The organism is Rhodanobacter sp. KK11 (genome assembly GCF_033345435.1).
GTDB lineage: Bacteria > Pseudomonadota > Gammaproteobacteria > Xanthomonadales > Rhodanobacteraceae > Rhodanobacter.
In genome coordinates this window covers 623,530-647,236 of sequence record NZ_JAWPMI010000001.1, presented here as the reverse complement: position 1 = coordinate 647,236, position 23,707 = coordinate 623,530, and the positions used below count along the sequence as shown (strand labels likewise).

The window sequence follows — 23,707 nt, the reverse complement described above, 5'->3', positions numbered from 1 at the left end:
AAAACACGCAGCTTGAACGCAAGAAGGCCGGGCTGCAAGGCGATCCGGTCGCTGCCTCACCGGGCGGCTTTTCCCCGGGCGGTTCCGGCCTGGCGAACGGCCTGCGCGTCGCGCATCGCTCTCCAATGCGCGTACTGCTCGGCCTTCTGCGGGTCGGGATCCTCGACGCGCTGAAGCCAGTAGCGGAACCAGTCGACGTTGCGCTCGTACACCGCCAGCTTGTGCCTCGGCTGGAACTTGATGTGGGCCTCCTCCGGGAAGGCGTAGATATCCGCCTGCTGCCTGCGCACCAGCGGTAACGCGTAGTCCAGGGCCATCCGGTATTCCTGCTCGGGCACCTGGAACAGGATCGGCGCCTTGATCGCATCGAGGTGATACACGGGCGAGATCTCCCTCCAGCGCTCGGGCGTTTCCTCCGGCGCGCCAAGCTGCCACAGCTGCCGCAGGTTGGCGCGGAAGGCATCGCGCAGGCTGTTGAACAGGTAGTAGGTCGGCGTCGGCGAGATGCTGCTGACGGAAGCGGCGCTCACCACGTCCGAGTGCATCAGCGTCCACAGCGTCGCCTCGCTGCCGTAGCTGAGCCCGCCCATCCCGACGTGGCTCCGGTCGACGCGTCCTTCGCCGGACAGCAGCTCGACGACGCTCTCGACGGCCGCGCGTGCCTGGTCGTGGCGGGCGACGTAATCGACGCTGTATCCCGGCGCCGTGTTGATGCACAGCGCCGAGATGCCCTGCCCGGCCAGCGAGCCAAGCGGCCACTCGTCGCCCATGCCGCCGCGCAGGAATCCGTAGCAGTTGTAGAACGTCACGAACAACGGCGGCGGCTTGCCTGCGCCCGCTGCGCGCGCCCCGAAGAACTGGCCGGTGAACTCCCGCCCCTGCTCGTCCTGCCAGCGGAGCAGCTCTGCCGGCGCCGTGGCCGCGATATCCGCCTCCAAGCCCTGGTTCGGCTCGAACAGGATCCGTCGCCGCCCGCTGGCCACGTCGATGGCTTCGAGGCGTGGCGGGCGATCGGCCTCGGCCGCCACGCACACCAGCGTGGCGGAAGACAGCGCGCAGGGAATGTCCCAGTGGCGCTGGCTTCCGCTGACCAGCCCGTCGGAGAGCACGACCGGCCGCACCGCGCCGGTCGCGACGTTCCATGCGTGGATCGACTGCGCGCGCCCCTTGGCGTACTCGGTGACCGTGAACAGCACTTCGTCGCTGCCGGGCCGCCACTGGATGTCGCTGATGGGCTCGTGGCGGCACGGGTCCGCCGTGCAGCGGATCGGGCGCGAAGCGCGCGGGTCCGGCAGCATCGCCAGTTCGACGTTGAGGCTCTGCAACTGGCCCTTGTCCTTGTTTTCCTCGGGCATCAGCAGCGCGATGCGTCCATCGCCCGGATGCCGGGCAAGCTTGGCCGGCTCCGGCAGGCCGGGGGCGAGATCGACCTTCGCCGCCGGGCGTGCCGGCGGTAACGAGGTGGGCAGGTCCCGAGTCGTCATCGCGGCCAGGTCGACGGCTTTCCAGCGATCCGGCGCTTTCGCCAGCAACGGCCCGGTCGAGAACCAGTCGCCCAGGAACCGCTGCGTGGCCGGCCGGCCGCCGAGCCTGTTCGACCGGAACAGCCCGGCGGCGATCACCACGCTGTCGTCGATGCGCACGCCGCGATCGTATTCGGACGTTTCCGCGGCGGCGACCTCTTCCCGCGTGGCGCCGACGCTGTACTGCAGCGTCCGGCCATCGTCGCTCAGCACGAAGTCCCGCACGTCCGCCGCATCCGACGTCACCTCGCGGGCGCCGGCGCCGTCCGCGGCCGCGCGCCAGACGGAAACACGGTCGTCGTGCCTGGCGCGGTAATAGATCCACTTTCCGTCGGACGACCAGAGGGCCGGCGAGGGCAGCACGATTCCGGTGACGTACTCGCGCAGAGGCACGCCGCCGTCCGCTATGCGGAGCGGCGGGGATGACCCGTCCAGGGCCTGCACGTACCACGTGGTGTCGTAGGTGTTGCGTTCGATCGACGCCTGCTCGGCGCGGAACGCCACATACCGCCCGTCGGGCGAAATCGCCGGGTTGCCCAGGTCGGTCACCTCCAGCAGGCGCCGCGGCGAGACCGTCTCCGCGCGCGACGGCGCGCCGACAGCCACGCCCAGCGCCACGACCGCAAGCGCCGGAGCCCAGCGCACGCGGCGCTTCACCGCCGGGAAATCCGCACACCTGCGCGCCGCTGCCATCGTCCGCAGGAGCCATGAATGAAAGAACTTCACGGCCCTCTCCTACCAGCGCTTGGAAACCGAGACGCTGACGAAGCGTCCGATCGCCGAGTAGTTGGTGGCATCGTAGGGCACATACGTCGCCGCAGCCGCGGTATAGAGCGGAGGCGCGCGATCCAGCAGGTTCTGCACCGACAACCCGAACGCCAACCGCGAGAAAGCGCCGGCGCGCTCACCGACGTCGTAGTTGATCGTGGTGTCCAGCGTGGTGAACGACGCGGTCTTCTCCGGCACCGGCGCGAAGCGGTTGAGCACGCCGCTGGTGTAGTTGACGAAGCCCGACGCGCTGAAGCCGCCCGAGGTCCACACCGCACCGGCGCGGCCGTTCAGCCTGGCCGGATTGAAGACGGTGCCGGCAAGTGTCTGCCTGGGCTGGGCGGCGCTGGTCTTCTGCGTACTGTCGAGCCAACTGGTCGATCCGCGCAGCGTCAGCTGGCTACCGCCGAGATCGATGCGGTACGAGCCCGACAGGTCGAGACCCTTGATCCGCTGCCGCGCCGCGTTCACGTACTGGTCGCGGATGATCGCCACCACCTTGCCGGGGTCGTAAGGGGCGCCGGACAGGTTGTAGAAGGCGTTGTTGTAGACCGCAAGCAGGCGCTGGATCTGCTCGGGCGTCGGCGACCGGTCCACGAACTCCGCGTAGGCCGGGTTGCTCAGCGCCTGCTGGTAGTTGACCGGTTCGACCACCCGATCGGTGTAGTCGATGTCGAACCAGGTCAGCTCGGCGTCGAGTCCCGGCAGCGCTTCCGGATGCAGGGCCAGCGAGGCCGTCCAGGTGCGCGCCCGCTCGGCACGCAGGTCGGTGTTGCCGCCATAGGACATCAGGGCGGTGGCGCCGGCGGGGCTGCCGCTGGCGCCTACCGCAGCGGCGCTCCACAGGTAGGCATCCCCGCTCAGGTAGCGTTGCACCAGCGTCGGCGCCTTGAACGATTTCCCCCAGGAAGCCTTCAGCGTAACGTCAGCGCCGGGGTCGTAGATCACGCCGAACTTCGGTGTGGTCACCTGGCCGAAGCTGGCGTAGTCCTCGGTGCGCATCGCGGCGCTGAATTCCAGGCGATGGACGCCCGGGATGCCCGAGGAAGGCGAGACGAACGGCAAGCCCAGTTCGGCGTAGGCGAAGCGCGCGCGCTCGCCGCCCCCGTAGGGGTTGCCGGAAACCTCCGGCCGGTACAGGAACACGTCCTTTCGCGTGCCGGCGCCGACCGCCAGGCGCGCGTCTCCACCCCCGATCGCGAACAGCGGCCCCTCGGCGCCGATCTCGTAGGAGCGGCTCTCGTTGCAATAGCAGTTGCGAATGATCAAGCGGCTCCCTGCCGCCGACACCAGGTGGCGCACGTGGATGTTCTCGTCCTCGCCATGCGCTCCGCCCAGGGTGAGGGACCAGTCGCCGGGAAGGTAGAACGCCATGCTGGGCGACACCAGCGTGATCGAGGTCTCCGGGCTGTAGTGGTAGTAGGAGCCCGGCTGGGTGGCGACGTAGCTCACCATGTCGCGCTTGATCTTCAGTGCGTCGAGCTTCAGTTCGGCCACGTCGCCCATCGACTGGTGGAGGCTGACCAGGCCATTGCGCGAATCGCTGCCGCCGTAGATCGTGTACGGCTCCACCAGGTAGTTGGCGTAGCTGCGCTGGCGCGCATAGATGGGATCGGCATCGACGTTCTTGAACGTGGCGATCAAGCCGCCGCCCGCCCAGGTGGCGCCGGCGGTCGCGGTGTACTCCCGCGTCGTCAACCCGCCGTCCGTCGCGCTGCCGTAGCGCGCCCCGAGGGCCACGCCGTCGAAGTCGGACTTCAGGATCACGTTCGCCACGCCGCCCACCGCATCCGATCCGTAGATGGCCGAGGCGCCGTCCGGGATGATTTCCAGGCGCTCGACCGCCTCCACCGGGATGGCGCTGATGTCCACCGCCTGGGAAAACCCGTCGTAGGCCAGGCGGCGTCCGTTGAGCAGAGTCAACGATGCGTCCGCGCCCAGACCGCGCAGGTTCAAGGCGGAGCCGCCGGTCAGGTTCTGGTTGCCGACGCCGCTGGCGGCGCCGATCACGCCCGGGTTCTGCCCTCCGTTGAAGTTCTGCGGGATGCTGCGGATGACCTCGCCCAGGTCGACAAACCCTTCTTCACGAATCTGCACCGCGCTGAGCGCGATCACCGGCGAAGGCGTGGTGCCACCCCGAAGGCGGGTGCCGGTGACCGAAACGGTCTCCAGGATCGTCGGTGCGGGTTCGCTGTCCTCGGTACTGGCCACCGGCTTCCTCGCCGGCTTGCTTCCGGCAGCCTGCGGCTCGGTCGGCGCATAGATCGTCACCGTCTTCGCATTGAGAAACCGGTACTCCAGCCCGGTGCCTTCCAGCAGCGCCTGCAGCGTCTTCTCCGCAGACAGGCCGGCCGGTGCGCCGCGGGTGCGCACGCCATCGGCGATCTTCGAGACGTAGACCAGCTGCAGGTGCTCGCGCTGCGCGAAGGCGTCGAGCGCCCGGTTCAACGGCATCGGCGCAATGGCCGCCTCGGATCCGGACTGCTGGAACGGCGCCGCCGTGGATGGACCTGCCAGGCCGACGCCGGACAACGAGACCAGGCAACACATGGCCAGAACGCGCATACGCATGAATCGATTCCCCCGATGGATGTGGCGATGGTGCGCATGCCGCAGTCTCCGACTGCATCGATGCATGCGCTTCCCTGGTTACGAGGTGCCGCACCGGAAATCGGGTACCGCTTTTTGTCTCCCGCCGTTCCCTCCGCTTGCGCGAAGTGTGGCTTGCGCAGGCAAACGGAGCCGAAGCGCCTGAGGCGACGAAACCCCTCGACTTCGGCGCTGCGCGCCTGCGCGCAGGACGAACGATGGGAAAGCGGATCAGGGTCCAGCGCCGAACCAGGTTTCTGTTTGGCCGTCCATTCGTGTTCGCCAGATACTACCTGCGTCGCGGCCGCGCGGCTGCAACGACCCGGACGCGACTGCGGCTGGCTTCCACGCGCACGCCCGGCAGGCTTTCGAGGAAGGCCACGAAGGCGGGCACGTCGTGGGCGTCGAAGGTGCCGCTGATCGGCAGCGCGCCGATGCGCGGGTCTTCCACGCTGACCTGCTGGTTGTTGTAGCGGTTGAACTCGGCCGCCACGGCGGCAATGGGCTGGTTCTCGAAAGCGATGTTGCCCTCGATCCATGCCGTGGCCCGCTGCACGTCGGCCGCACCTTGCGACTCCACGGCGCCGGAAGCGGCGATGCGCGCCTGGCGGCCGGCCGCCAGATCGAGGATGGGCGTGCGGCCCGCGGGCGTCGGCAGGCGGCGATCCAGGCCGAACCAGCGGCGGGGCGAGGGCGGCGCGCGCCACACCTGCACGCTGCCTTCCGCCACGGTGACGGTGGTGTCGGCGCCCTGCCGGTAGACGTCGAACTCGGTGCCGATGTCCTTGATGAGCAGGCCGCCGACCTGCACGCCAAAGGCTCGCGCCGGGTCCTTCGCCACCTTGAAGTAGGCCTGGCCCCGGGTGACTTCGACGCGCCGCTGGCGCCGGTCGAAACTGACCGCGATGGCGGAATCCGAATTGAGGTGCACGATGGTGTCGTCGCGCAGTTGCAGGCTGCGCTGTTCGCCATGCCGGGTGGCGTAGCTTTGAATCTGCGGCCCGGAGGCGAACCGCCACAGACTGCCGGCCAGGACGACCGCCAGTAGAGCCGATGCAGCCAGACCCACGCCCCAGCGGGCCCGCGACCGGCGTGAAGCACGGCGCTCGCGGGCAACCCGGCCCCGGGAGCCTTTCGGCACCGGCAGGCCGGACGCGTGCGCGGCGCCCTCGAACGGCACCACGCGATCCGGCAAGCCAGCCTCGCGCAGCAACGGCTGCAGCGGCGTGACGTCCTGCCGTGCGGCGTCGCCGACGTCCCTGGCAACGCCGGCGACGGACAGGTACTCGGCCACATGCACGGGCGAGGCACGCAGCCAGCGCATGAAGGCCTGCTGCTGCGCCGGGGCCAGCGCGCCATCCCGCTGCGCCACGTACCATTCGGCGGCCTGTTCGGTGATGAGCGCGTGCAGTCGGTCGTCGGTACGCATGGCGGCTACTCGTACCGCGCCAGGCCGCGACGGCACAACGCCAGCGCCTTGACGACGTATTTCTTGACCATGTGCGTGGACACTCCCAACTGCCCGGCGATCTCTTCGTAGCTCATGCCGTCGCGGTACTGCATCAGCATCACCGCCTTGCAGCGGGGCGGCAGGCGGTCGAGCATGGCGGCCAGCCGCTGCCGGCGGAAATCGCGCTCGGCCTCGTCCTCGGCCGATCCTTGCGGGGCTTCCAGCTCGGGCAGCAGCTGCGCGATGTCCACGCCCAGCGCATGCCGGCGCTGCAGCACGGCATGCTCCTTGGCGAGGTTGGAGGCGACGGTGAACAGGTAGGCCTCGGGGTTGGCTATGTGGCTCCCCTCACCGCCATCGGCACGCAGCAGCCGCAGGTAGACCTCCTGGGCCAGATCCTGCGCATCCCAGGCATGCGCCGCGCGGCGCCGGAAGAAACCGGCGAGCGCGGCCTGGTGCGTGACGAACATCCGCGCCCAGAATGTACGTTTGTCGGGCCTCACGTCCCCTCTCAGATCGGCAGCCGTACAGCGACGCCTACTCTAGACAAAGAGGGTCGGGACGGAACATCGGGTACCGTTATTTCAGCGCCAGGCTCTCACGACTTCAGATGCGCCTCCTGAAATACAGCCAGGCTGCCGCCACCAGGATCAGCGCCGGCAGCAGGTTCGCCAGCAGCGGCGGCATGCCGTACACGGTGCCGAAATTCACCATCGCCTGCTGCAGGAAGTACCAGCCCAGCGCGAGCAGGATGCCGATGAACATGCGCTTGCCCAGGCCGCCGGAGCGCAGCGAACCGAACGCGAACGGCATCGCGCACAACACCAGCACCAGCACGTTGAGCGGATACAGCGCACGCCCCCAGAACGCCACCGCATAGGTGCCGGGACTCTGCCCGTTGCCTTCCAGGTAGTCCATGTTGCGGCGCAGGTCGCGCATGGAGAGGTATTGCGGTTGGATCACCGACTGCGCCAGCACCTGCGGGTCGAGGCTGGACTGCCACGGCAGCGCGGCCACGGTGCTGGCATGGGTGCCCTGCGCATCCAGCGTGGTGATGCGCGCGTCGTGCAGCATCCACTGACGGCCGTTGTGCTCGGCGGTCGCGGCCCACACGAAGCGGCTGAGCTTGCCGTCCGCGGTGAAGGTGAACACGCGCACGTCGCTGAGCTGCACCGTGCCGACGCCGTCACGTCGCTTCAGCGAGGTGCCGCGGGCGTTGATCACGTCGGCGCCGTCGCGCGCCCACAGCCCGCTGCTGGTCGTCATGCCGAGGTTGCCGGATTTCATCCTCGCCTGCATCGCCTGCGCCTGCTGGTCGCCCCACGGCGCCAGCGTCTCGCCCATGACCACCACGCCGACGATCAGCACCGCCACCACGCCGACCGCCGAGCCGGCGATGCGCAGCCGCGACATGCCGGCCGCGCGCAGCGCGGTGAGCTCGCCGGTACCGGCCAGCCCGCCCAGACCGAGCAGGCCGCCGATCAGCGCGGCATTGCCGAACATCTCGTAGGCACGGCGCGGGAACGTCACCAGCACGTAGGCCACCGCGTTGCTCAGCGTGTAACCGTGCTTGCCGACGTTGCCGAGCTGGCGCAGCAGCTGGGTCACCGCGTCGAAGCCGGTCAGCACCAGCCAGACCATCAGCATCGAGCCGAGCACGCTCAGCGCGACCAGCCGGTCGACCCGCTTGATGTTGAAGGCCATCATGTCGGCACGCCCGACTGCGATGCGCGCAGCTTGCGCGGGGCGTACTGCTTCCACAGCATCCAGCCGGCCAGCGCCAGCACCAGCGCGTGCAGCGCCCACAGCGGCGCCTCGCTGTGCCAGTGGCCCTTGCCGATCTGCGCACGGCCCAGCGCCAACAGCGTGTAGTAGAGATAGAACGTGAGCACCGCCAGCAGCAGCCGGCCGTACTTCGGCTCGCGCGGGCTCTGCCGCGACAGCGGCAACGCCAGCAACAGCAGCACCAGGGTCAGCGGCGGCGCGTTGGCGCGCCAGGCGAACTCGGCGCGGTCGTCCGGATCGTCCGACTGGAACAGCGCCCAGCTGCCCTTCGAATGTGCCGGATCGTTGTCCTCGTCGGCCTGCACGTTGGACAGCGAGGTGTCGTTGCGTCGGTACTGCATCTGCCGCCAGTTGTTCGTGCCCAGCGGGATGTCGTACTGCCAGCCGTCCTTGAACGCGATGAAGCGGCCATCGCCGTTGCTCTCCTGGTACAGCTCGCCGCTGGCCGCGCTGACCACCTTCAGGTGCGGCGGACCGTCCTTGCCCTCGCTCTGGGTCGCCACGAAGGTGCGCCCCAGCCGACTGCCGTCGCGACTCAGGCTGTCGACGAAAATGATGCCGCCCTTGCCCGGCAGCTCGGTGAAGCGCCCCGCATCAAGACCCGCCGCGATCACCGAACGGTTCGCCGCCGCCACCAGCGCGTCGCTGGTGCGCACTGCCCACGGCCCCAGCCACAGCGAGACCAGCGCGGTGAGCGCCACCAGCGCCGCAGCGAGCACTGCCACCGGTCGCAGCAGCCCGCGCGGCCCCATGCCGGAGGAGGACAGCACGTGCATCTCGCTCTCGCGGTACATCCGCCCCAGCCCCAGCAGCACGCCGACGAAGCTGGCCAGCGGCAGCATGTTGGTGAGGCCGTCGAGCGTGCGCAGGCCCAGCACCTGGAACATCACGCTGGCCGGGAAGCTGCCGTTGGCGACCTGCTGCAGCACCTTGGCGAACGCGCTGCCGGCCACGATCACCAGCAGCACCACCACGGTGGCGGCCACGGTCTGCGCCAGCTCGCGCAGGAAGTAGCGGTCGAGGATGCTCAGCATGCGATAGACTGGTCCGCTTTAACGGCCCGGCCCGATCGGCCGGCAAACCTCAAGTCTAGCTTGTCCGGCCCCGCGCCGGACCCACGCAGGAACCACCCCGATGACGCTCCAGTTCAGCCTCGGCACCGCCGCACCCGCCACCGTCGACAGCGCCTGCGTGCTGGTCGGCGTGTACGAACAGGGCGTGCTGACCAGCGCCGCCGCCCAGCTGGACAGTGCCGCCGGCGGCGCGATCAAGCGCCAGGTGGAGAGCGGCGACATCAGCGGCAAGGCCGGCTCCGTCACCGTGCTGTTCGCGCCGGCCGGCGTCACCGCGCAACGCGTGCTGGTGGTCGGCCTGGGCGCACAGAAATCGTTCGACACCGCGCGCTACCAGAAGGTGAACATCGAGGCGGCGCGCGCGCTCGGCCGCCTGCCGGTGGCGAACGCGGTGTCCTACCTCACCGAGGTGGACGTACCCGGCCGCGACAGCGCCTGGCGCGTGCGCATCGCCGCGCTGGCCAGCGACTACGCCGCCTATCGCTACACCGCCACGTTCAAGCCGCGCGACAAGAACAAGCAGACCGAGCTGGCCGCGCTCACCTTCGCCGCCGGCGCCGATGCGCAGGGCGGGCTCGACCAGGCCGTGGCGATCGCCGAGGGCGTGCGCTTCGCCCGCGAGCTGGCCAACCTGCCGCCGAACATCTGCAACCCGGCCTACATCGCCGCGCAGGCGCAGGCCTTCGCCGACGCGCAGGACAAGGTCGGCTGCACCGTGCTCGACGAAGCCGGCATGGCGAAGCTCGGCTTCGGCTCGCTGCTGGCGGTGGCGCGCGGCTCGGTCAACAAGCCGCGCCTGATCGCACTCGAATACAAGGGCGGCAACGACGGCGACAAGCCGTATGCGTTCGTCGGCAAGGGCGTCACCTTCGACTCCGGCGGCATCAGCCTGAAGCCCGGCGCCGGCATGGAAGAGATGAAGTTCGACATGGGCGGCGCCGCCGGCGTGCTCGGCGCGTTCGTCGCCGCGGTGAAGATGGGTCTGAAGCTCAACCTGGTCTGCGTGGTGCCGGCGGTGGAAAACATGCCCGACGGCGACAGCTACCGTCCCAGCGACGTGCTGACCAGCCTGTCCGGGCTCACCATCGAAGTGCTCAACACCGACGCCGAAGGCCGGCTGATCCTTTGCGACGCGCTGACGTACACCGCGCAGACGTACCAGCCGCAGGCGCTGATCGACGCCGCCACGCTCACCGGCGCCTGCGTGATCGCGCTGGGCAAGCACGCCAGCGGCCTGATGAGCAAGCACGACGACCTCGCCGCCGAGCTGCTCGCCGCCGGCGAGGAAACCCTCGACCGCGCCTGGCGCCTGCCGCTGTGGGACGACTACCAGACACAGCTTGAATCGGGCTTCGCCGACGTCGCCAACATCGGCGGCAAGAGCGCCGGCGCGATCACTGCCGCCTGCTTCCTGTCGCGCTTCACCGACGGCCAGCGCTGGGCCCACCTGGACATCGCCGGCACCGCCTGGGAGGAAGGCCGCAAGGGCCTCGCCACCGGCCGCCCGGTGGCGCTGCTGGCGCAATGGCTGCTGGATCGCGCTGGCTGAGCACACCCCGGAGCCGACCCGCCATGCCCCGCGCCGACTTCTACCTGATCGACAAGCCGCGCTTTCGCGAACAGCCGCTGCTGCTGGTCTGCGAGCTGGCGAAGAAGGCGTTTGCGGGACAGCAGCCGACGCTGATCCTGACCCGCGACCACGACCAGGCGCATGCGCTGGACGAACTGCTGTGGGCGTTCGACGACGACGCGATGATCCCGCACCAGCTGGCCGGCGACGATGACGACGACGAGGTCGCGGTGCTGATCGTGCCGCCCGGCGTCGACAGCGCCGACCGCCCGCTGCTGATCAACCTGCGCGAGACCTGCCCCGCCGGCCGCTACCAGCGCGTGCTGGAAGTGGTGGCCGCCGATCCGGCCGAGCGCGACGGCTCGCGCACGCGCTGGCGCGAATACCAGCGGCTGGGTTTCGAGCTGCACAAATACGACATGTGAGCAGGCGCCGGCTCAGCCCCGGGTATCCCCGCGCTCCTCACGCCGGAGCGACCGCGCCATCCACCACCTGCGCCAGCGCGCCGGCCAGCTGTTCGCCGCTGAGCGGCTTGCGCAGGAAGCCGTCCATGCCTGCCGCGCGCGCCTTCGCCTCGCTCTCGCTGCCCTGGCGCGCGGTCACCGCCACGATCGGCAGGTGCTGCCCCGCATGCTCGCGCTGGCGGATCAGCCGCGCCACCTGGAAGCCGTCCACGCCCGGCAGGTCCAGGTCCAGCAGCACCGCGTCGAAGTCCGCCTGCGCCAGCTCCGCCAGCGCCGCCAGCCCGTTCACCACGTGCACCACCACGTGCCCCTCGCGCTCCAGCAGGCCGCGGATCACCGCCGCCACGATGGTATCGTCCTCCACCAGCAGCAGCCGCCAGTGGCGCCCGCTCGGGATTTCCATCGGCGGCACCACCACCGGCGCGGCCAGCGGCAAGCGCACCTGGAACGTGCTGCCGTAACCCAGCCGCGACTCCAGCTCGATGCTGCCGCCCATCATGTCCACCAGCTCGCGGCAGATCGCCAGACCCAGCCCGCTGCCGGCACGCCGCTGCGGGCTGTCGGCCTGCTCGAAGCGCTGGAACAGCCGCGCCTGGCTGGCCTCGGGAATGCCCGGCCCGGTGTCGCTGATGCTGAACAGCACCCCGTCCGCCACCGGCTGCGCACGCAGCGTGACACTGCCGCGCTCGGTGAACTTCAACGCGTTGTTCGCCAGGTTCAGCAGGATCTGCTTGATCCGCAGCGCATCGCCCAGCAGCTGCGCCGGCAGCTCGTCGGCCACCTCCAGCACGAAGCGGATGCCCTTCGCGTGCGCCAGGCCCTGCTCCAGCTGCGCCACGTCGTCGAGCAGCTGACGCGGCTCGAACGGCGCCGGCTCCAGCTCCAGCTTGCCCGCCTCGATCCGCGCCAGGTCCAGCGCATCGTTGAGCAGCTTCAGCAGCATCCCGCCGGAGCGCTGCATCGCCTGCGTGTAGTCGTGCTGCTGCGGGTTCAGCGGCGTGCTCAGCAGCAGCTCGGCCATGCCCATCACGCCGGTCATCGGCGTGCGGATCTCGTGGCTCAGCGTGGCCAGGAACTGCGTCTTCGCCGCGCTCGCCGCCTCCGCCAGCTGCCGCTGCTGCTCCACCAGCTGCATGCGGTGGCGTTGCGCCAGGCGGCGGCGCCAGCCGCGCAGGATCAGGCCGACCGCCGCGGCCAGCAGCAGCACGTAGATCGCCCAGGCCCACCAGCGCAGCCACGGCGGCGCCTGCACGTGGATGAGCAGCGGCGTGGCCAGGTGCACCCACTGCCCGCCCGCGCCCGCCGCCATCACTTCGAGCGTGTAGTCGCCGGCGCCCAGCCCGCTGAAGTCGCGCTCGCCGTGGCTGCCGGTGTCGACCCAGTCGCCGTCGAAACCGCGCAGGCGGAAGCGATAGCGGTTGGCGGAGGGGGCGATGTAGGAGAACACCCGCGCCTCGATCGCGAGCTGGCTGTCGCGCCAGTCGATCTGCAACGGCTGCGTGCCGATCGCCAGCTCCCGGGTGGCGCCGTGGCGGCGAACCCGGGCCTGGGTGAGCGCCATTTGCGGCACGCTGGTCTGCTGCTGGCTCCGATCCGGGTTGAACGCCACCACGCCGCCCAGGGTGGCGGCGTAGATGTAGCCGCTCGGCATCCGCGCGTAGCCACGGAAGAATTCGCCGTTGGTCAGGCCGTCCTGCAGGCCGAACGAACGGAACGTGCCGGCGGCCGGGTCGAACCGCCACAGGCCGTCGTGGCCGAACACCCAGACCCGGCCCGCAGCATCGACGCGCAAGTCGGTGACGCTGACCGACGGCCAGCCATGCGCCGCGTCGACCCGGCGGTCGGCCACGATGCCGCCCTCGCGCCGGCGATAGTGGGTCAGCCCGTCGGCATTGGCCATCCACAGCCCGTCGGCGGTGAAGTCGAAGGCGTCGACGGCGTGCCCGGCCGGCCCGCCCGGCACCATCACGAAACGGTCCCGTGCCGCGTCCAGCCACATCATGCCGCCGTCGCTGGCGTACCAGAAGATGCCGTCGTGCAGGGTCATCTGGCTGCCCCAGCGCACCATGTCGTTGAAGCCGTCCATTGGCACCGGATGGAGCGCCAGTGTCTCCGGGTCGATGCGGAACACGCCCTGGCCGAAAGTGCGCGCGTACATCTGGCCGTCCGGGCCGGGCTCCACCTCCAGCGGGCGCTGCATCATCGTGCCGGTCGGATCGGCACGGTCGAGCCGGCCGGCGGTGTCGCGATACAGCGCACCCTGCACCACCACCCACAGGCGCTGTTTCGCGTCCTCGGTCAGGCCGACCACGTCGCCGCGCAACCCCGACAGCGCATGCTCGACCGCACCGGTCACCGGATCGAGCCGATCGACCTGGCCGCCGCGCTGGCCCACCCACACGTGACGGCCGTCCCTGCCGCGCGCCATGGTGGTGGCGATCGCGTCGCGCAGGCTGGACGGATCGTCCGGCGTGTGGGTGAAGCGGCTGAAGCGATTCCAGCCCGGCCCCAGGTACGCCACGCCGCCGTCGTACAGCGCCACCCACAGGCCGCCTTCGCGATCGGTCATCAGCTGCCACACCCAGGTGCCCGGCAGGTTGCCGTAGAGCACCGGCTGGTTGGTCACCGCCGTCACCGGGCCGCCGCCCCGCGCCTGCAGGAACAGCCCTTTCTGCGTGCCGACCCACAGGCGGCCTTCGCGATCGCGCACGCTGCCCATCACGTTGGTGTCGGGAATCACGCCGACGCCGAAACGGCGCGCCACGCCGTCCGCGCCGACGATCCACAGGCCGTCGGTGGCGGCGATGCGTACCTCGTCGCCGCTGCCGTCGATCCGCCACGCGTCGATGGTCCGCTGCGGTTCGGCCGACGGCACGCGGCGGATGGTGCCGTCGGCCTCGCGCACGAACACGCCGTGGCTGCTGCCGATCCACAGTCGCCCGTGCCCATCCGCGTACAGAGCGGCCACGGTGCCGACCGCGGCCGGCGTCGCGCCGAGCACCGGATCGGCCACGTGCTCGAAGCCGCTTTCGTCCGCACGCATCCGGTCGAGCCCGTCGGTGCTGCCCACCCACAGCGTACCGTCGGCGGTCTGCGCGATTGTCCAGACCCGGTCGCTGGCCACGCTGTCGGGCCGCTTCGGGTCATGCCTCCAGTGCCGGAACGTCCCGCTGGCTTCGTCATAGCGGTTCAAGCCCGCGTTCAGGCCGGCGGCCCACAGACGCCCCTGCCGGTCGACCATCAGCGTGGCGATGCTGTTGCCGGGCAGCGAACCGGGGTCATTCTCGGCATGCCGGAACACCTTGAAGCCGACACCGTCGAAGCGTGCCAGGCCGCCCTTGGTGCCGAACCAGATCGCGCCGTCGCGATCCTGCGCCACGGCGTAGACATTGGTGCTGGGCAGCCCGTCCGCGGTGTTGTAGCGGCGGAACTGCGGGGTCGGCAGTGGCTCGGCCTGAAGCGCGGCAGCCGGGACCGCCGGCGCGCTCGGCACGGGCGCGGCCAGGCCCAGGGCCATGGCCAGCAAGACTGCTGAAAGCATAAGGCTGTCCCCTTTGGGCTTCCCATCCCGCCTGCGCCATGCCGTGCACGAACCTGTCGTTCGCGAACGAGGCGCCGTGCCGGCTCCTGTCCCGTGCCGCCATGATGCCAAAACCCTCATACCGGCGCGAGCACGCGCCGACAGGCGCACGCGCTTCAGACGGACGTGTCGGCCAGCGGCGCGGCGAGCACCACCTGCGCCAGCGCGCCGGCCAGCTGTTCGCCGCTGAGCGGCTTGCGCAGGAAGCCGTCCATGCCTGCCGCGCGCGCCTTCGCCTCGCTCTCGCTGCCCTGGCGCGCGGTCACCGCCACGATCGGCAGGTGCTGCCCCGCATGCTCGCGCTGGCGGATCAGCCGCGCCACCTGGAAGCCGTCCACGCCCGGCAGGTCCAGGTCCAGCAGCACCGCGTCGAAGTCCGCCTGCGCCAGCTCCGCCAGCGCCGCCAGCCCGTTCACCACGTGCACCACCACGTGCCCCTCGCGCTCCAGCAGGCCGCGGATCACCGCCGCCACGATGGTGTCGTCCTCCACCAGCAGCAGCCGCCAGTGGCGCCCGCTCGGAATTTCCATCGGCGGCACCACCACCGGCGCGGCCAGCGGCAAGCGCACCTGGAACGTGCTGCCGTAACCCAGTCGCGACTCCAGCTCGATGCTGCCGCCCATCATGTCCACCAGCTCGCGGCAGATCGCCAGACCCAGCCCGCTGCCGGCACGCCGCTGCGGGCTGTCGGCCTGCTCGAAGCGCTGGAACAGCCGCGCCTGGCTGGCCTCGGGAATGCCCGGCCCGGTGTCGCTGATGCTGAACAGCACCCCGTCCGCCACCGGCTGCGCACGCAGCGTGACGCTGCCGCGCTCGGTGAACTTCAACGCGTTGTTCGCCAGGTTCAGCAGGATCTGCTTGATCCGCAGCGCATCGCCCAGCAGCTGCGCCGGCAGCTCGTCGGCCACCTCCAGCACGAAGCGGATGCCCTTCGCGTGCGCCAGGCCCTGCTCCAGCTGCGCCACATCGTCGAGCAGTTGGCGCGGCTCGAACGGCGCCGGCTCCAGCTCCAACTTGCCCGCCTCGATCCGCGCCAGGTCCAGCGCGTCGTTGAGCAGCTTCAGCAGCATCCCGCCGGAGCGCTGCATCGCCTGCGTGTAGTCGTGCTGCTGCGGGTTCAGCGGCGTGCTCAGCAGCAGCTCGGCCATGCCCATCACGCCGGTCATCGGCGTGCGGATCTCGTGGCTCAGCGTGGCCAGGAACTGCGTCTTCGCCGCGCTCGCCGCCTCCGCCAGCTGCCGCTGCTGCTCCACCAGCTGCATGCGGTGGCGTTGCGCCAGGCGGCGGCGCCAGCCGCGCAGGATCAGGCCGACCGCCGCGGCCAGCAGCAGCACGTAGATCGCCCAGGCCCACCAGCGCAGCCACGGCGGCGCCTGCACGTGGATGAGCAGCGGCGTGGCCAAGTGCACCCACTGCCCGCCCGCGCCCGCCGCCATCACTTCGAGCGTGTAGTCGCCGGCGCCCAGCCCGCTGAAGTCGCGCTCGCCGTGGCTGCCAACATTCACCCAGTCGTTGTCGAAACCGCGCAGGCGGAAGCGGTAGCGGTTGGCAGACGGGTCGACGAACGACGCCACCCGGGCCTCGACGTGCAGGTCACGGTCACGCCAGTTCAGTCGCATCGGCCGATCCGGCGCCAGCGGCTGGATGTGGTTGTCGCGCCGCACCGTGATCCCGGTCAGGGTCAACCTTGGCGGCGCGCCGTGCGGCACCGGTTGCGCCAGCCGTTCCGGCCGGAACGCCACCACGCCGCCGCTGCTGGCGGCCAGCAACATGCCGTCCACCGCCGTCTCGACCGAGCCGTTGGTGAACTCGCTGCCGGTCAGTCCCTGCGATGGGCCGAATGCGGTGAACTGCCTCGTCTTCGGCTCGAATCGCCACAACCCCGGATTGGCGAACAGCCACAACCGGCCCTGACGGTCGACCTGCATGGCCATCAGATCGGCGGCGAACGGCATACGGCTGATGTCGACGCTGGCATTGCGTTCGGCGTGACCATCGACCTGGCGGTAGTGCTCGAGCGCCTGCTCGGTGGCGGTCCAGAAACCGTCGGCATCGAACGCGAAGGCGAGGATTTCCCGGCGCGGCACGCCGGGCACGAAGGCCAGCCGCTGTTCCGGCCCGTCGCCGCGCAGCAGGCCGCCGGCGCTGGCATACCACAAATGGCCCGCGTGGAAGCTCAGCTGGTCGTGGAAGCGGGTTTCTCCCGGTGCATCCGCCGGCATCACCGAGGTCGCAAGCATGCGGTCGGGATCGATCGCGAACACGCCCTCGCCCCACGAAGACGCGTAGACGCGCCCGTCGTCGCCGGCGACCAGCGCAGTGGGCCGGCTGATGCGGCTGCGCGCCGCTTCGAGAGCGGTCAGCCTGCCTTGGTCATAGCGGTAGATCCTGCCCGGTGCGGTGATCCACAGCCGACCACGGGTGTCTTCCGCCAGCGAGGCGAGGTTGCCGCGCAGGCCCTTCACCACGTGCTCGACTTCGCCGGTGACCGGATCCAGCTTGTCGACCCAGCCGTTGAAGCCGCCGACCCACAGCTGGTTGTCGCGGCTGCGGCGCACCGACAAGGCGGCAATGTTCGACAGGCTGGATGCATCGTCAGGCACGTGGGTAAAGCGGGTGAAGCCATTCCAGCCCGGCGGCAGGTAGGCGACGCTGGACTGGTCGAAGGTGAACCAGAGCCCGCCCTCGCGATCGCGCAACAGCTGCCACAGGCGGTCGCCCGGCAGGCCGCCGGGCAGCAGCGGCTGGCCGACGATGTGCTGCAGGCGGCCACTGCCGTCATCCAGCCACACGCCGTTCAGGCTGCCTATCCACAGGCGGCCCTGCGCATCGCGGGCGCTGCTGAGGATGCGCAGCGACGACAACTGCCGGTGCGCCAGTGGACGCGCCACCCCGTCGGGGCCGATCACCAGCAGGCCGCCTTCCAGCGCCACCCGCACCTCATCTCCACCGCCGTCGATGTGCCAGACCTTGCCGATCTCGCCGCGGAAGGCCGGGTCGACCGGCACGCGCCGGATCGTGCCGTCGCTCTGGCGCAGGTACAGGCCGCTGTGCGCGCCGATCCACAAGCGCCCGTCGGCCTCCGCCAGCAGGGCACGGGCGGCGCCGGACGGCCCGGCCCCGCTGCCGTCGACGTCCAGCGGCACGTGATCGAAGCCGCTGCCATCCGCGCGCAGGCAGTCCAGCCCGTCCTGGGTGGCGACCCAGATCCGGCCGTCGGCCGTCTGCGCGATGCTCCACACTTCGTTGCTGGCGAGGCTGTCCGGCTTGCCGTCGTCGTGCGCCCAGTGCCGGAAGCGGCCGCTGTCCTGGTCGTAGACGGCGAGCCCGGTGGAGACGCCGCCAGCCCAGACCCGGTTGTCGCGATCGACGAACAGCGAATAGGTCTGGTTCGCCGGCAGCGACTGCGGATCGCCCACCACGTGCCGGAACACCGTGAAATCGACACCGTCGAAACGCACCAGGCCGCCGGCCGAACCGAACCACATCAGGCCGTTGCGATCTTGCGCCACGGCGTAGACCGCGCCGCTGGGCAGGCCATTGGCCGTCTCGTAGCGCCGAAACTGCGGCGTCGGCAACGGGCCCGCCGCGGACGCGCCCGGAGCCTCGGGTTCCGCCGGAACCGCAGGCATCGATGCCAGCGCACCCAAGACCGTGCCCAGCAGCCAAGCGGACAACCTCGATCCCTTCCTCATCCGTCCCCCGCGAAGCGGTGTCGCGAAACCCGCATCGGCTTCGATCGCAACGTGCCCCTAAAGATGCCCTGACCCACGATAGTGCCAAAACCCCATCCCCGGAGCGAGCCGGGCCGACCGCGCGAAGCTGGCTAGAATGCGCGGATGTCCCGACGCCTGCGACTGCTGTTCTCCGCGCTGGCCATCGCCGCGCTGCTGTGGCTGCTGTTCGCCGCCGCCGAACGCGCACTGGCGCTGGCGCAGCGTTTCCTGGACTTGCCGGCATGGCTGCAGTGGACGCTCGGCGGCGTGCTGCTGATCTTCGCCGCGGCCGGGCTCGCCGTGCTGTGGTGGTTGCTGCGCCCACGCCGCCGGCAGCGGCCGCTGCCGGTACCCGATCGCGGCAGCCTGGAGCAGCGCATCGGCCAGTTGCGCGAACGCGGCGCCGATACCGGCGCGCTGGCGGCCGAACTCGGCGAGCTCGATCGCCGCCGCGCCAGTTCGCGCATCTACGTGGCGCTGTTCGGCGAAATCTCCACCGGCAAGTCCAGCCTGATCCGCGCGCTGGCGCCGCAGGCGCAGGTCGCCAGCGACGTGCGCGGCGGCACCACCCGCGGCGTCGGCCACTACGACGGCAAGCTGCCGGACGGCCGCACGCTGGTGCTGGCCGACGTGCCCGGCAGTCGCGAGGCCGGCGGCGAAGCGCACGAAGCGCTGGCGCGCGAGGAAGCGCTGCGCGCGCACGCGGTGATCTACCTGTGCGCCGGCGACCTCAACCGCAGCCAGGCCGACGAACTGCGTTGGCTGGCCGACTTCGGCAAGCCGCTGCTGCTGGTGCTGAACAAGGCCGACCAATGGCGCAGCGACGAACTCGATCAGCTGCTGGCGCGCCTGCGCCGGCACGCGCGCGGCCTCGCCGGCGCGGTGCTGGCGATCAGCGCCGGCGGCAGCGAGCGCTACCGGCGCGAGCTGGCCGACGGCAGCAGCGAGTCGGTCGAGCGCCAACGCAAGCCGGCGATCGAGCCGCTGCTGCAGGCGCTCGCGCGGCTCACCGCCAACGGCCCCGAAGACCTCGAACCGCAACGCGAGAACGCCGTGCTGGCCGCCCTGCACCAGCGCACCGGCGCACTGGAAGCGCAGACCCGCGCCGAGGAAGCCGAGCGCATCGTGCGCAGGTACGCGCGTCGCGCGATCGTCGGCGCGCTGGCCGCAGTGGCGCCGGGCAGCGACCTGGTGATCCAGGGCGTGCTCGCCACCGGCCTCACCCGCGCGCTGGCCGAACTGTATGGCGTGAAGGTCAGCGAGGTGCAGGTCGAGGATTTCGTGCAGCAGGCCAAGCTCACCCTGCGCACCGGCAGCTCGATCGTGCTGGCCGTCGCCGGCAACGCGCTGAAGGCGTTCCCCGGCCTCGGCACGCTGGGCGGCGGCGTGCTGCACGCGTTCGCCTACGCGCTGATCTTCGACTCGATGGGCCGCGCGCTGGCCGCCTCGCTGGCCGAACGCCGCACACTCGACCAGCGCGACGCCGGCGAGCGCCTGCAGCAACTGCTCGCCGACACCGGCGGCAACCGCCTGCGCCAGCTGGCCGCGCTGACCATGGACGCGGTGCGCGAGGACAACGACGGCGACTGATCAACTGCAACCCAGGGACGGCCCATGCCCAGACCACTTCCGCCGGAAATGGCCCATGTTTTCCATGCTTACCAGATTGCCCTGGACACCGACCGGCTGCCTGTCTGGGTGATGCTTGTCATCGGCGTCGCCACCATAGGCTCAGGCCTGGCCCTCGAATGGGGCCGCTACCGGCGAATGCGCAAGGTGATGGTCGGCTTTCGCAGCGGCGCCCTGATGGGGTTGCTCGCCTCATCGCTGACCGCCAGTTTGTTGGCATACGTGTCATACCGAACGTTGACGTGCGGTGCCGTGAAATGCATGGGGAGGCGCTGTCACGGCTACGACTTCACCGATCTCCTCGACCACAGGCACTTCAGCTCCCAGCATTTTGTCTCCATGACGTTCCAACCGGTCGCTTTCTGGATCAACTACGCCTATATCGCCCTGTTCACCGTTGTCTCGCTCTACGTGCTGTTCGGTTGTATCCGCTCCGTGGCGCACTGGCGCGAACTGGATTGATCCAGCAGCAGCGTCATGCGCGCTGGCGCGCGTCACGCTTCTTCTCGACCGACGTCGCCGCGAAATGCCGCCACTTGCGCGGCGCCACGAGGCCGGGGTCGCCGAAAGCGGTCAGCAGACGAAGCACCGCCTTGGGTTGTTTGGCGTCGTGCGCGAGTAAAAGCCGTTGTAGGCCAGATCGAAGGCCTTGCGATCCGACGTCATGTCGTCGGCCGCGAAGGTGGCGCGCGCCGCGCTGTGCACGTGCGCAACGGGAACCCGCAGGCCGGACTTGTCGGGCTCCATCCTCGCCGCTCCCGCCGAGACGACGTCGGTGCAGGCGCCGAACCATCCCGGCAGAACCGGTGCCACCCATCACGAATGAATGAGGTAACGGGAGGCGGGCCTGCTGTTGGCAAAGTTCGGGCGCATCGCCAGGCGGGCGCTCTCGAAGGCGTGCCACTGTCCGTCATCCGGCAACGAGGGGAGGGCTACCGGTTCTTGTCGGTCGAAACCGGCCAAAGCCGCATCCACCAGATCGCCGACTTCCATCAGGCCGTCGAGCCTGCTCACGTCATGACCCGAGTGGCGCCAGATGTCGGTGCGGGTAGCGCCCGGCAGCACCGCCTGCACGTAGATCCCGGACGGCCCGAACTCATGGGCGAGGGATTGGGAAAAAGTCAGCAGGTAGGCCTTGGTCGCGCCATAGATGCCCGGAACGAGCTCGGTGGCCAGGCCGACCACCGAACCGATATTCACGATCGCACCCGCGCCGCGCGCCGCCATGCCGGCCACGGCGGCGTGGGCCAGGAGCGTGGGGGCGGTCATGTTCAGCCCGATCAATCCCTCCAGTTCCGCATCGGCGGCGTCGGCGAAGCCGGAGGCGGTATTCGTGCCGGCGTTGTTGATCAGGATATCGATGGGCGTGCCCGTGCGGATGCGGTCCGCCACGCCACGAACCTGGGCGGGATCGGAGAGATCCGCGGTGATCGTTTCGGCCTGGATGCCGTATCGGGTGCGCAGGTCGTGCGCGAGTGCATCGAGCTTGCCGGTGCTGCGCGCGACAAGGACGAGGTGGTGGCCGCGGGCGGCAAGGCGGTCGGCGTAGACGGCGCCGATGCCGCCGGAGGCGCCGGTAATGAGAGCAGTCGACATCAGGGTTCTCCTTGGGGGTGGGTGCGATTGGGGAATTAAATGGATGATAGTTGACATCCATTTAGAGTACGACTATCATCAATTCAACCCGTCAAGCCAGGAGCACGAACCCATGCGAAACAGCCAGGCCGTGAAGGAAGAAAACCGTCGCCGCATCCTGCAGGCTGCCGCGCCGCTTTTCCGCGAGCGCGGGGTACAGGGCGTGTCTGTGGCCGATGTCATGCAAGAGGCGGGCATGACACATGGCGGCTTCTACCGGCACTTCGCCGACAAGGATCAGCTCGTTGCCGAAGCTTTGGCCAGCAGCGCGGAACAGCGCGCACACCAGCGGAAGGAAACCGGGCTCGACCAGCTTGCCGCCTACGCCGAGGCCTATCTCTCGCCGGCGCACCGCGAACGGCGGGCCGAGGGCTGCATGTTCGCCGCGCTGGGTTCGGAGATCGTGCGGGGCTCGGACGGCGCGCGGCACGCCATGACCGAGGCGATGCGCAAGCTGGTCGACGCCCTTTCCGAAACGGCGGCCGGGCGCAGTGCACAGGAGCGTCGCCGGGCCGCGCTGGCCAGCTGGTCGGCCATGGTCGGCGCGCTGACCCTGTCGCGGCTCAGCGACGATCCCGAGCTTGCCGACGAGATCCTCGACGCCACGCTCCAGTCGATCCTCACCCGCCAGGTCCGCAAGGCACCGCCGACCGGTTCGGCGGCTGCCCATGCCTCGTCACCGACACCGGCGAACTCGCCGCGCTGACGCTCACGCGCCCGGTCTCGGCTCTCCTTCCAAGAGGCCTCCAGGATGAATACCTCTGCATTGTTCCGCCCCTTCCGCCGCGGCTCACTCCAACTGCCGAACCGGATCGTCATGGCACCGATGACACGTCGCTCCAGCCCGGGCGGGATTCCGAACGAGGCCGTGGCGGATTACTACCGCCGCCGGGCGGAGGGTGGCGTCGGACTGATCATCAGCGAAGGCGCCACGATCGACAGCCCCGCGGCTTCGAACAACACCAGCATTCCCAACTTCCATGCCGCGGAGAGCCTCGCCGGCTGGGCCCGCGTACTGGCCGGCGTCCACGCCGCCGGCGCCCGAATGGCGCCGCAACTCTGGCATCAAGGCCTGTCCCGGGCAGAAGGAACCGGGCCCTGCCCCAACGCGCCATCCGAAGGCCCTTCCCCGATCGACGGGCGCGGCCATGCGATGAGCGACACCGACATCGCCAGGGCGATCGACGCCTACGCGAGCGCAGCCGGGGCCGCGCAACGACTGGGCTTCGACGCGGTGGAACTGCACGGGGCCCACGGCTATCTCATCGACCAGTTCCTGTGGGGACAGACCAATCGGCGATCCGACCGCTACGGCGGCGACGCCGACGAACGCACCCGCTTTGCGGTGGAGGTCATCCAGGCCGTGCGGCGCGCCGTGGGCCCGGATTTCCCGGTGATCTTCCGCTTCTCGCAATGGAAGACCCAGGACTACACCGCGCGTCTTGCCGGAACCCCCGAGGAACTCGAGCACATCCTCACTCCGCTGGCTGACGCCGGCGTCGACATCTTCCACGCCTCGACCCGCCGCTTCTGGCAGCCGGAATTCGAAGGCTCCCACCTCACCCTCGCCGGATGGAGCCGCAAGTTGACCGGGCGCCCGACGATCTGCGTCGGGTCGGTGGGGCTCGCCGGACCGGACTTCATGGAAGCCCTCACCGGGCGTTCCTCCGCTGCCGGCGTGGGCAGCATCGACGAGCTTCTCGAGCGGATGGCGGCTGATGAATTCGACCTCGTTGCGGTGGGCCGCGCGCTGATCAGCAATCCCGATTGGCCGTCCAAAGTGCACGAGGCGCGCTTTGCCGAACTGAAGTCTTTCGATAAAGCGCAGCTTGCCACCCTGGCCTGAGGCGTCGAACACCCCGCCACGATTTGCCGGGCGTTCCCGATCCGGCCTGCACCTCAAGACCCGTCATGCGAGCGCACGA

General features: G+C 69.9%; 16 protein-coding genes. 6 read left to right on the top strand and 10 right to left on the bottom strand.

Features of this window, described 5'->3' with window-relative positions; all coding sequences use genetic code 11:
- Positions 1-56: 56 nt before the first annotated feature.
- The 6 genes from R5H19_RS02775 to lptF form a co-directional block, all read right to left on the bottom strand.
- Complete coding sequence (locus tag R5H19_RS02775) at positions 57-2,249, bottom strand: Atxe2 family lasso peptide isopeptidase (protein WP_318157443.1); 2,193 nt, start codon at positions 2,247-2,249, stop codon at positions 57-59.
- Positions 2,250-2,258: 9 nt separating this feature from the next.
- Entirely contained in the window at positions 2,259-4,862 is a 2,604-nt protein-coding gene (locus R5H19_RS02770; protein WP_318157442.1) for a TonB-dependent receptor, read from the bottom strand.
- A 307-nt stretch (positions 4,863-5,169) separates the two neighbouring features.
- On the bottom strand, positions 5,170-6,309 hold the full coding sequence (locus R5H19_RS02765; RefSeq protein WP_318157441.1) for a FecR domain-containing protein: 1,140 nt from the start codon (positions 6,307-6,309) through the stop codon (positions 5,170-5,172).
- 5 nt (positions 6,310-6,314) lie between these two features.
- Complete coding sequence (locus R5H19_RS02760) at positions 6,315-6,800, bottom strand: sigma-70 family RNA polymerase sigma factor (protein ID WP_318158140.1); 486 nt, start codon at positions 6,798-6,800, stop codon at positions 6,315-6,317.
- 136 nt (positions 6,801-6,936) lie between these two features.
- Positions 6,937-8,037, bottom strand: a complete 1,101-nt coding sequence (gene lptG, locus R5H19_RS02755; protein WP_318157440.1) for an LPS export ABC transporter permease LptG — start codon at positions 8,035-8,037, stop codon at positions 6,937-6,939.
- Entirely contained in the window at positions 8,034-9,149 is a 1,116-nt protein-coding gene (gene lptF, locus R5H19_RS02750) for an LPS export ABC transporter permease LptF (protein ID WP_318157439.1), read from the bottom strand. The genes lptG and lptF overlap by 4 nt, the downstream gene beginning before the upstream one ends.
- Before the next feature lie 100 nt (positions 9,150-9,249).
- Here lptF and R5H19_RS02745 point away from each other — a divergent pair, with 100 nt between their 5' ends.
- Positions 9,250-10,737, top strand: a complete 1,488-nt coding sequence (locus R5H19_RS02745) for a leucyl aminopeptidase (protein ID WP_318157438.1) — start codon at positions 9,250-9,252, stop codon at positions 10,735-10,737.
- Positions 10,738-10,760: 23 nt separating this feature from the next.
- Positions 10,761-11,183, top strand: coding sequence for a DNA polymerase III subunit chi (locus tag R5H19_RS02740; protein WP_318157437.1), 423 nt, complete (start codon positions 10,761-10,763; stop codon positions 11,181-11,183).
- 37 nt (positions 11,184-11,220) lie between these two features.
- Here R5H19_RS02740 and R5H19_RS02735 read toward each other — a convergent pair whose 3' ends face one another.
- Entirely contained in the window at positions 11,221-14,763 is a 3,543-nt protein-coding gene (locus R5H19_RS02735; RefSeq protein WP_318157436.1) for a two-component regulator propeller domain-containing protein, read from the bottom strand.
- Between the two features lie 155 nt (positions 14,764-14,918).
- Positions 14,919-18,380, bottom strand: a complete 3,462-nt coding sequence (locus R5H19_RS02730) for a two-component regulator propeller domain-containing protein (protein ID WP_318157435.1) — start codon at positions 18,378-18,380, stop codon at positions 14,919-14,921.
- A 261-nt stretch (positions 18,381-18,641) separates the two neighbouring features.
- Here R5H19_RS02730 and R5H19_RS02725 point away from each other — a divergent pair, with 261 nt between their 5' ends.
- On the top strand, positions 18,642-20,108 hold the full coding sequence (locus R5H19_RS02725) for a GTPase (RefSeq protein ID WP_318157434.1): 1,467 nt from the start codon (positions 18,642-18,644) through the stop codon (positions 20,106-20,108).
- A 24-nt stretch (positions 20,109-20,132) separates the two neighbouring features.
- A complete protein-coding gene (locus tag R5H19_RS02720; protein WP_318157433.1) occupies positions 20,133-20,609 on the top strand; it encodes a hypothetical protein in 477 nt (158 codons plus the stop codon).
- Between the two features lie 111 nt (positions 20,610-20,720).
- On the opposite strand, the gene R5H19_RS02715 is transcribed toward R5H19_RS02720, so the two are convergent.
- Together R5H19_RS02715 and R5H19_RS02710 are read right to left on the bottom strand one after the other, a co-directional pair.
- Entirely contained in the window at positions 20,721-20,894 is a 174-nt protein-coding gene (locus R5H19_RS02715; RefSeq protein WP_318157432.1) for a hypothetical protein, read from the bottom strand.
- Between the two features lie 69 nt (positions 20,895-20,963).
- Positions 20,964-21,743: an SDR family oxidoreductase gene (locus tag R5H19_RS02710; RefSeq protein ID WP_318157431.1), complete on the bottom strand. Its 780-nt coding sequence runs from the start codon at positions 21,741-21,743 to the stop codon at positions 20,964-20,966.
- A gap of 43 nt (positions 21,744-21,786) precedes the next feature.
- Between R5H19_RS02710 and R5H19_RS02705 the strand changes: the two genes are divergently transcribed.
- Both R5H19_RS02705 and R5H19_RS02700 read left to right on the top strand, forming a co-directional pair.
- Complete coding sequence (locus R5H19_RS02705) at positions 21,787-22,488, top strand: TetR/AcrR family transcriptional regulator (RefSeq protein ID WP_318157430.1); 702 nt, start codon at positions 21,787-21,789, stop codon at positions 22,486-22,488.
- Positions 22,489-22,533: 45 nt separating this feature from the next.
- Positions 22,534-23,628, top strand: coding sequence for an NADH:flavin oxidoreductase (locus R5H19_RS02700; RefSeq protein ID WP_318157429.1), 1,095 nt, complete (start codon positions 22,534-22,536; stop codon positions 23,626-23,628).
- Positions 23,629-23,707: the final 79 nt, after the last annotated feature.

Bases quoted from the DNA above. Each gene is read 5' to 3' on its own strand.
- R5H19_RS02770 (WP_318157442.1), bottom strand. From the start codon at position 4,862: ATGCGTATGCGCGTTCTGGCCATGTGTTGCCTGGTCTCGTTGTCCGGC.
- R5H19_RS02765 (WP_318157441.1), bottom strand. From the start codon at position 6,309: ATGCGTACCGACGACCGACTGCACGCGCTCATCACCGAACAGGCCGCC.
- R5H19_RS02740 (WP_318157437.1), top strand. From the start codon at position 10,761: ATGCCCCGCGCCGACTTCTACCTGATCGACAAGCCGCGCTTTCGCGAA.
- R5H19_RS02715 (WP_318157432.1), bottom strand. From the start codon at position 20,894: ATGGAGCCCGACAAGTCCGGCCTGCGGGTTCCCGTTGCGCACGTGCAC.
- lptF (WP_318157439.1), bottom strand. From the start codon at position 9,149: ATGCTGAGCATCCTCGACCGCTACTTCCTGCGCGAGCTGGCGCAGACC.
- R5H19_RS02735 (WP_318157436.1), bottom strand. From the start codon at position 14,763: ATGCTTTCAGCAGTCTTGCTGGCCATGGCCCTGGGCCTGGCCGCGCCC.
- R5H19_RS02760 (WP_318158140.1), bottom strand. From the start codon at position 6,800: ATGTTCGTCACGCACCAGGCCGCGCTCGCCGGTTTCTTCCGGCGCCGC.
- R5H19_RS02720 (WP_318157433.1), top strand. From the start codon at position 20,133: ATGCCCAGACCACTTCCGCCGGAAATGGCCCATGTTTTCCATGCTTAC.
- R5H19_RS02705 (WP_318157430.1), top strand. From the start codon at position 21,787: ATGATAGTTGACATCCATTTAGAGTACGACTATCATCAATTCAACCCG.
- R5H19_RS02710 (WP_318157431.1), bottom strand. From the start codon at position 21,743: ATGTCGACTGCTCTCATTACCGGCGCCTCCGGCGGCATCGGCGCCGTC.
- R5H19_RS02700 (WP_318157429.1), top strand. From the start codon at position 22,534: ATGAATACCTCTGCATTGTTCCGCCCCTTCCGCCGCGGCTCACTCCAA.
- R5H19_RS02745 (WP_318157438.1), top strand. From the start codon at position 9,250: ATGACGCTCCAGTTCAGCCTCGGCACCGCCGCACCCGCCACCGTCGAC.
- lptG (WP_318157440.1), bottom strand. From the start codon at position 8,037: ATGATGGCCTTCAACATCAAGCGGGTCGACCGGCTGGTCGCGCTGAGC.
- R5H19_RS02725 (WP_318157434.1), top strand. From the start codon at position 18,642: ATGTCCCGACGCCTGCGACTGCTGTTCTCCGCGCTGGCCATCGCCGCG.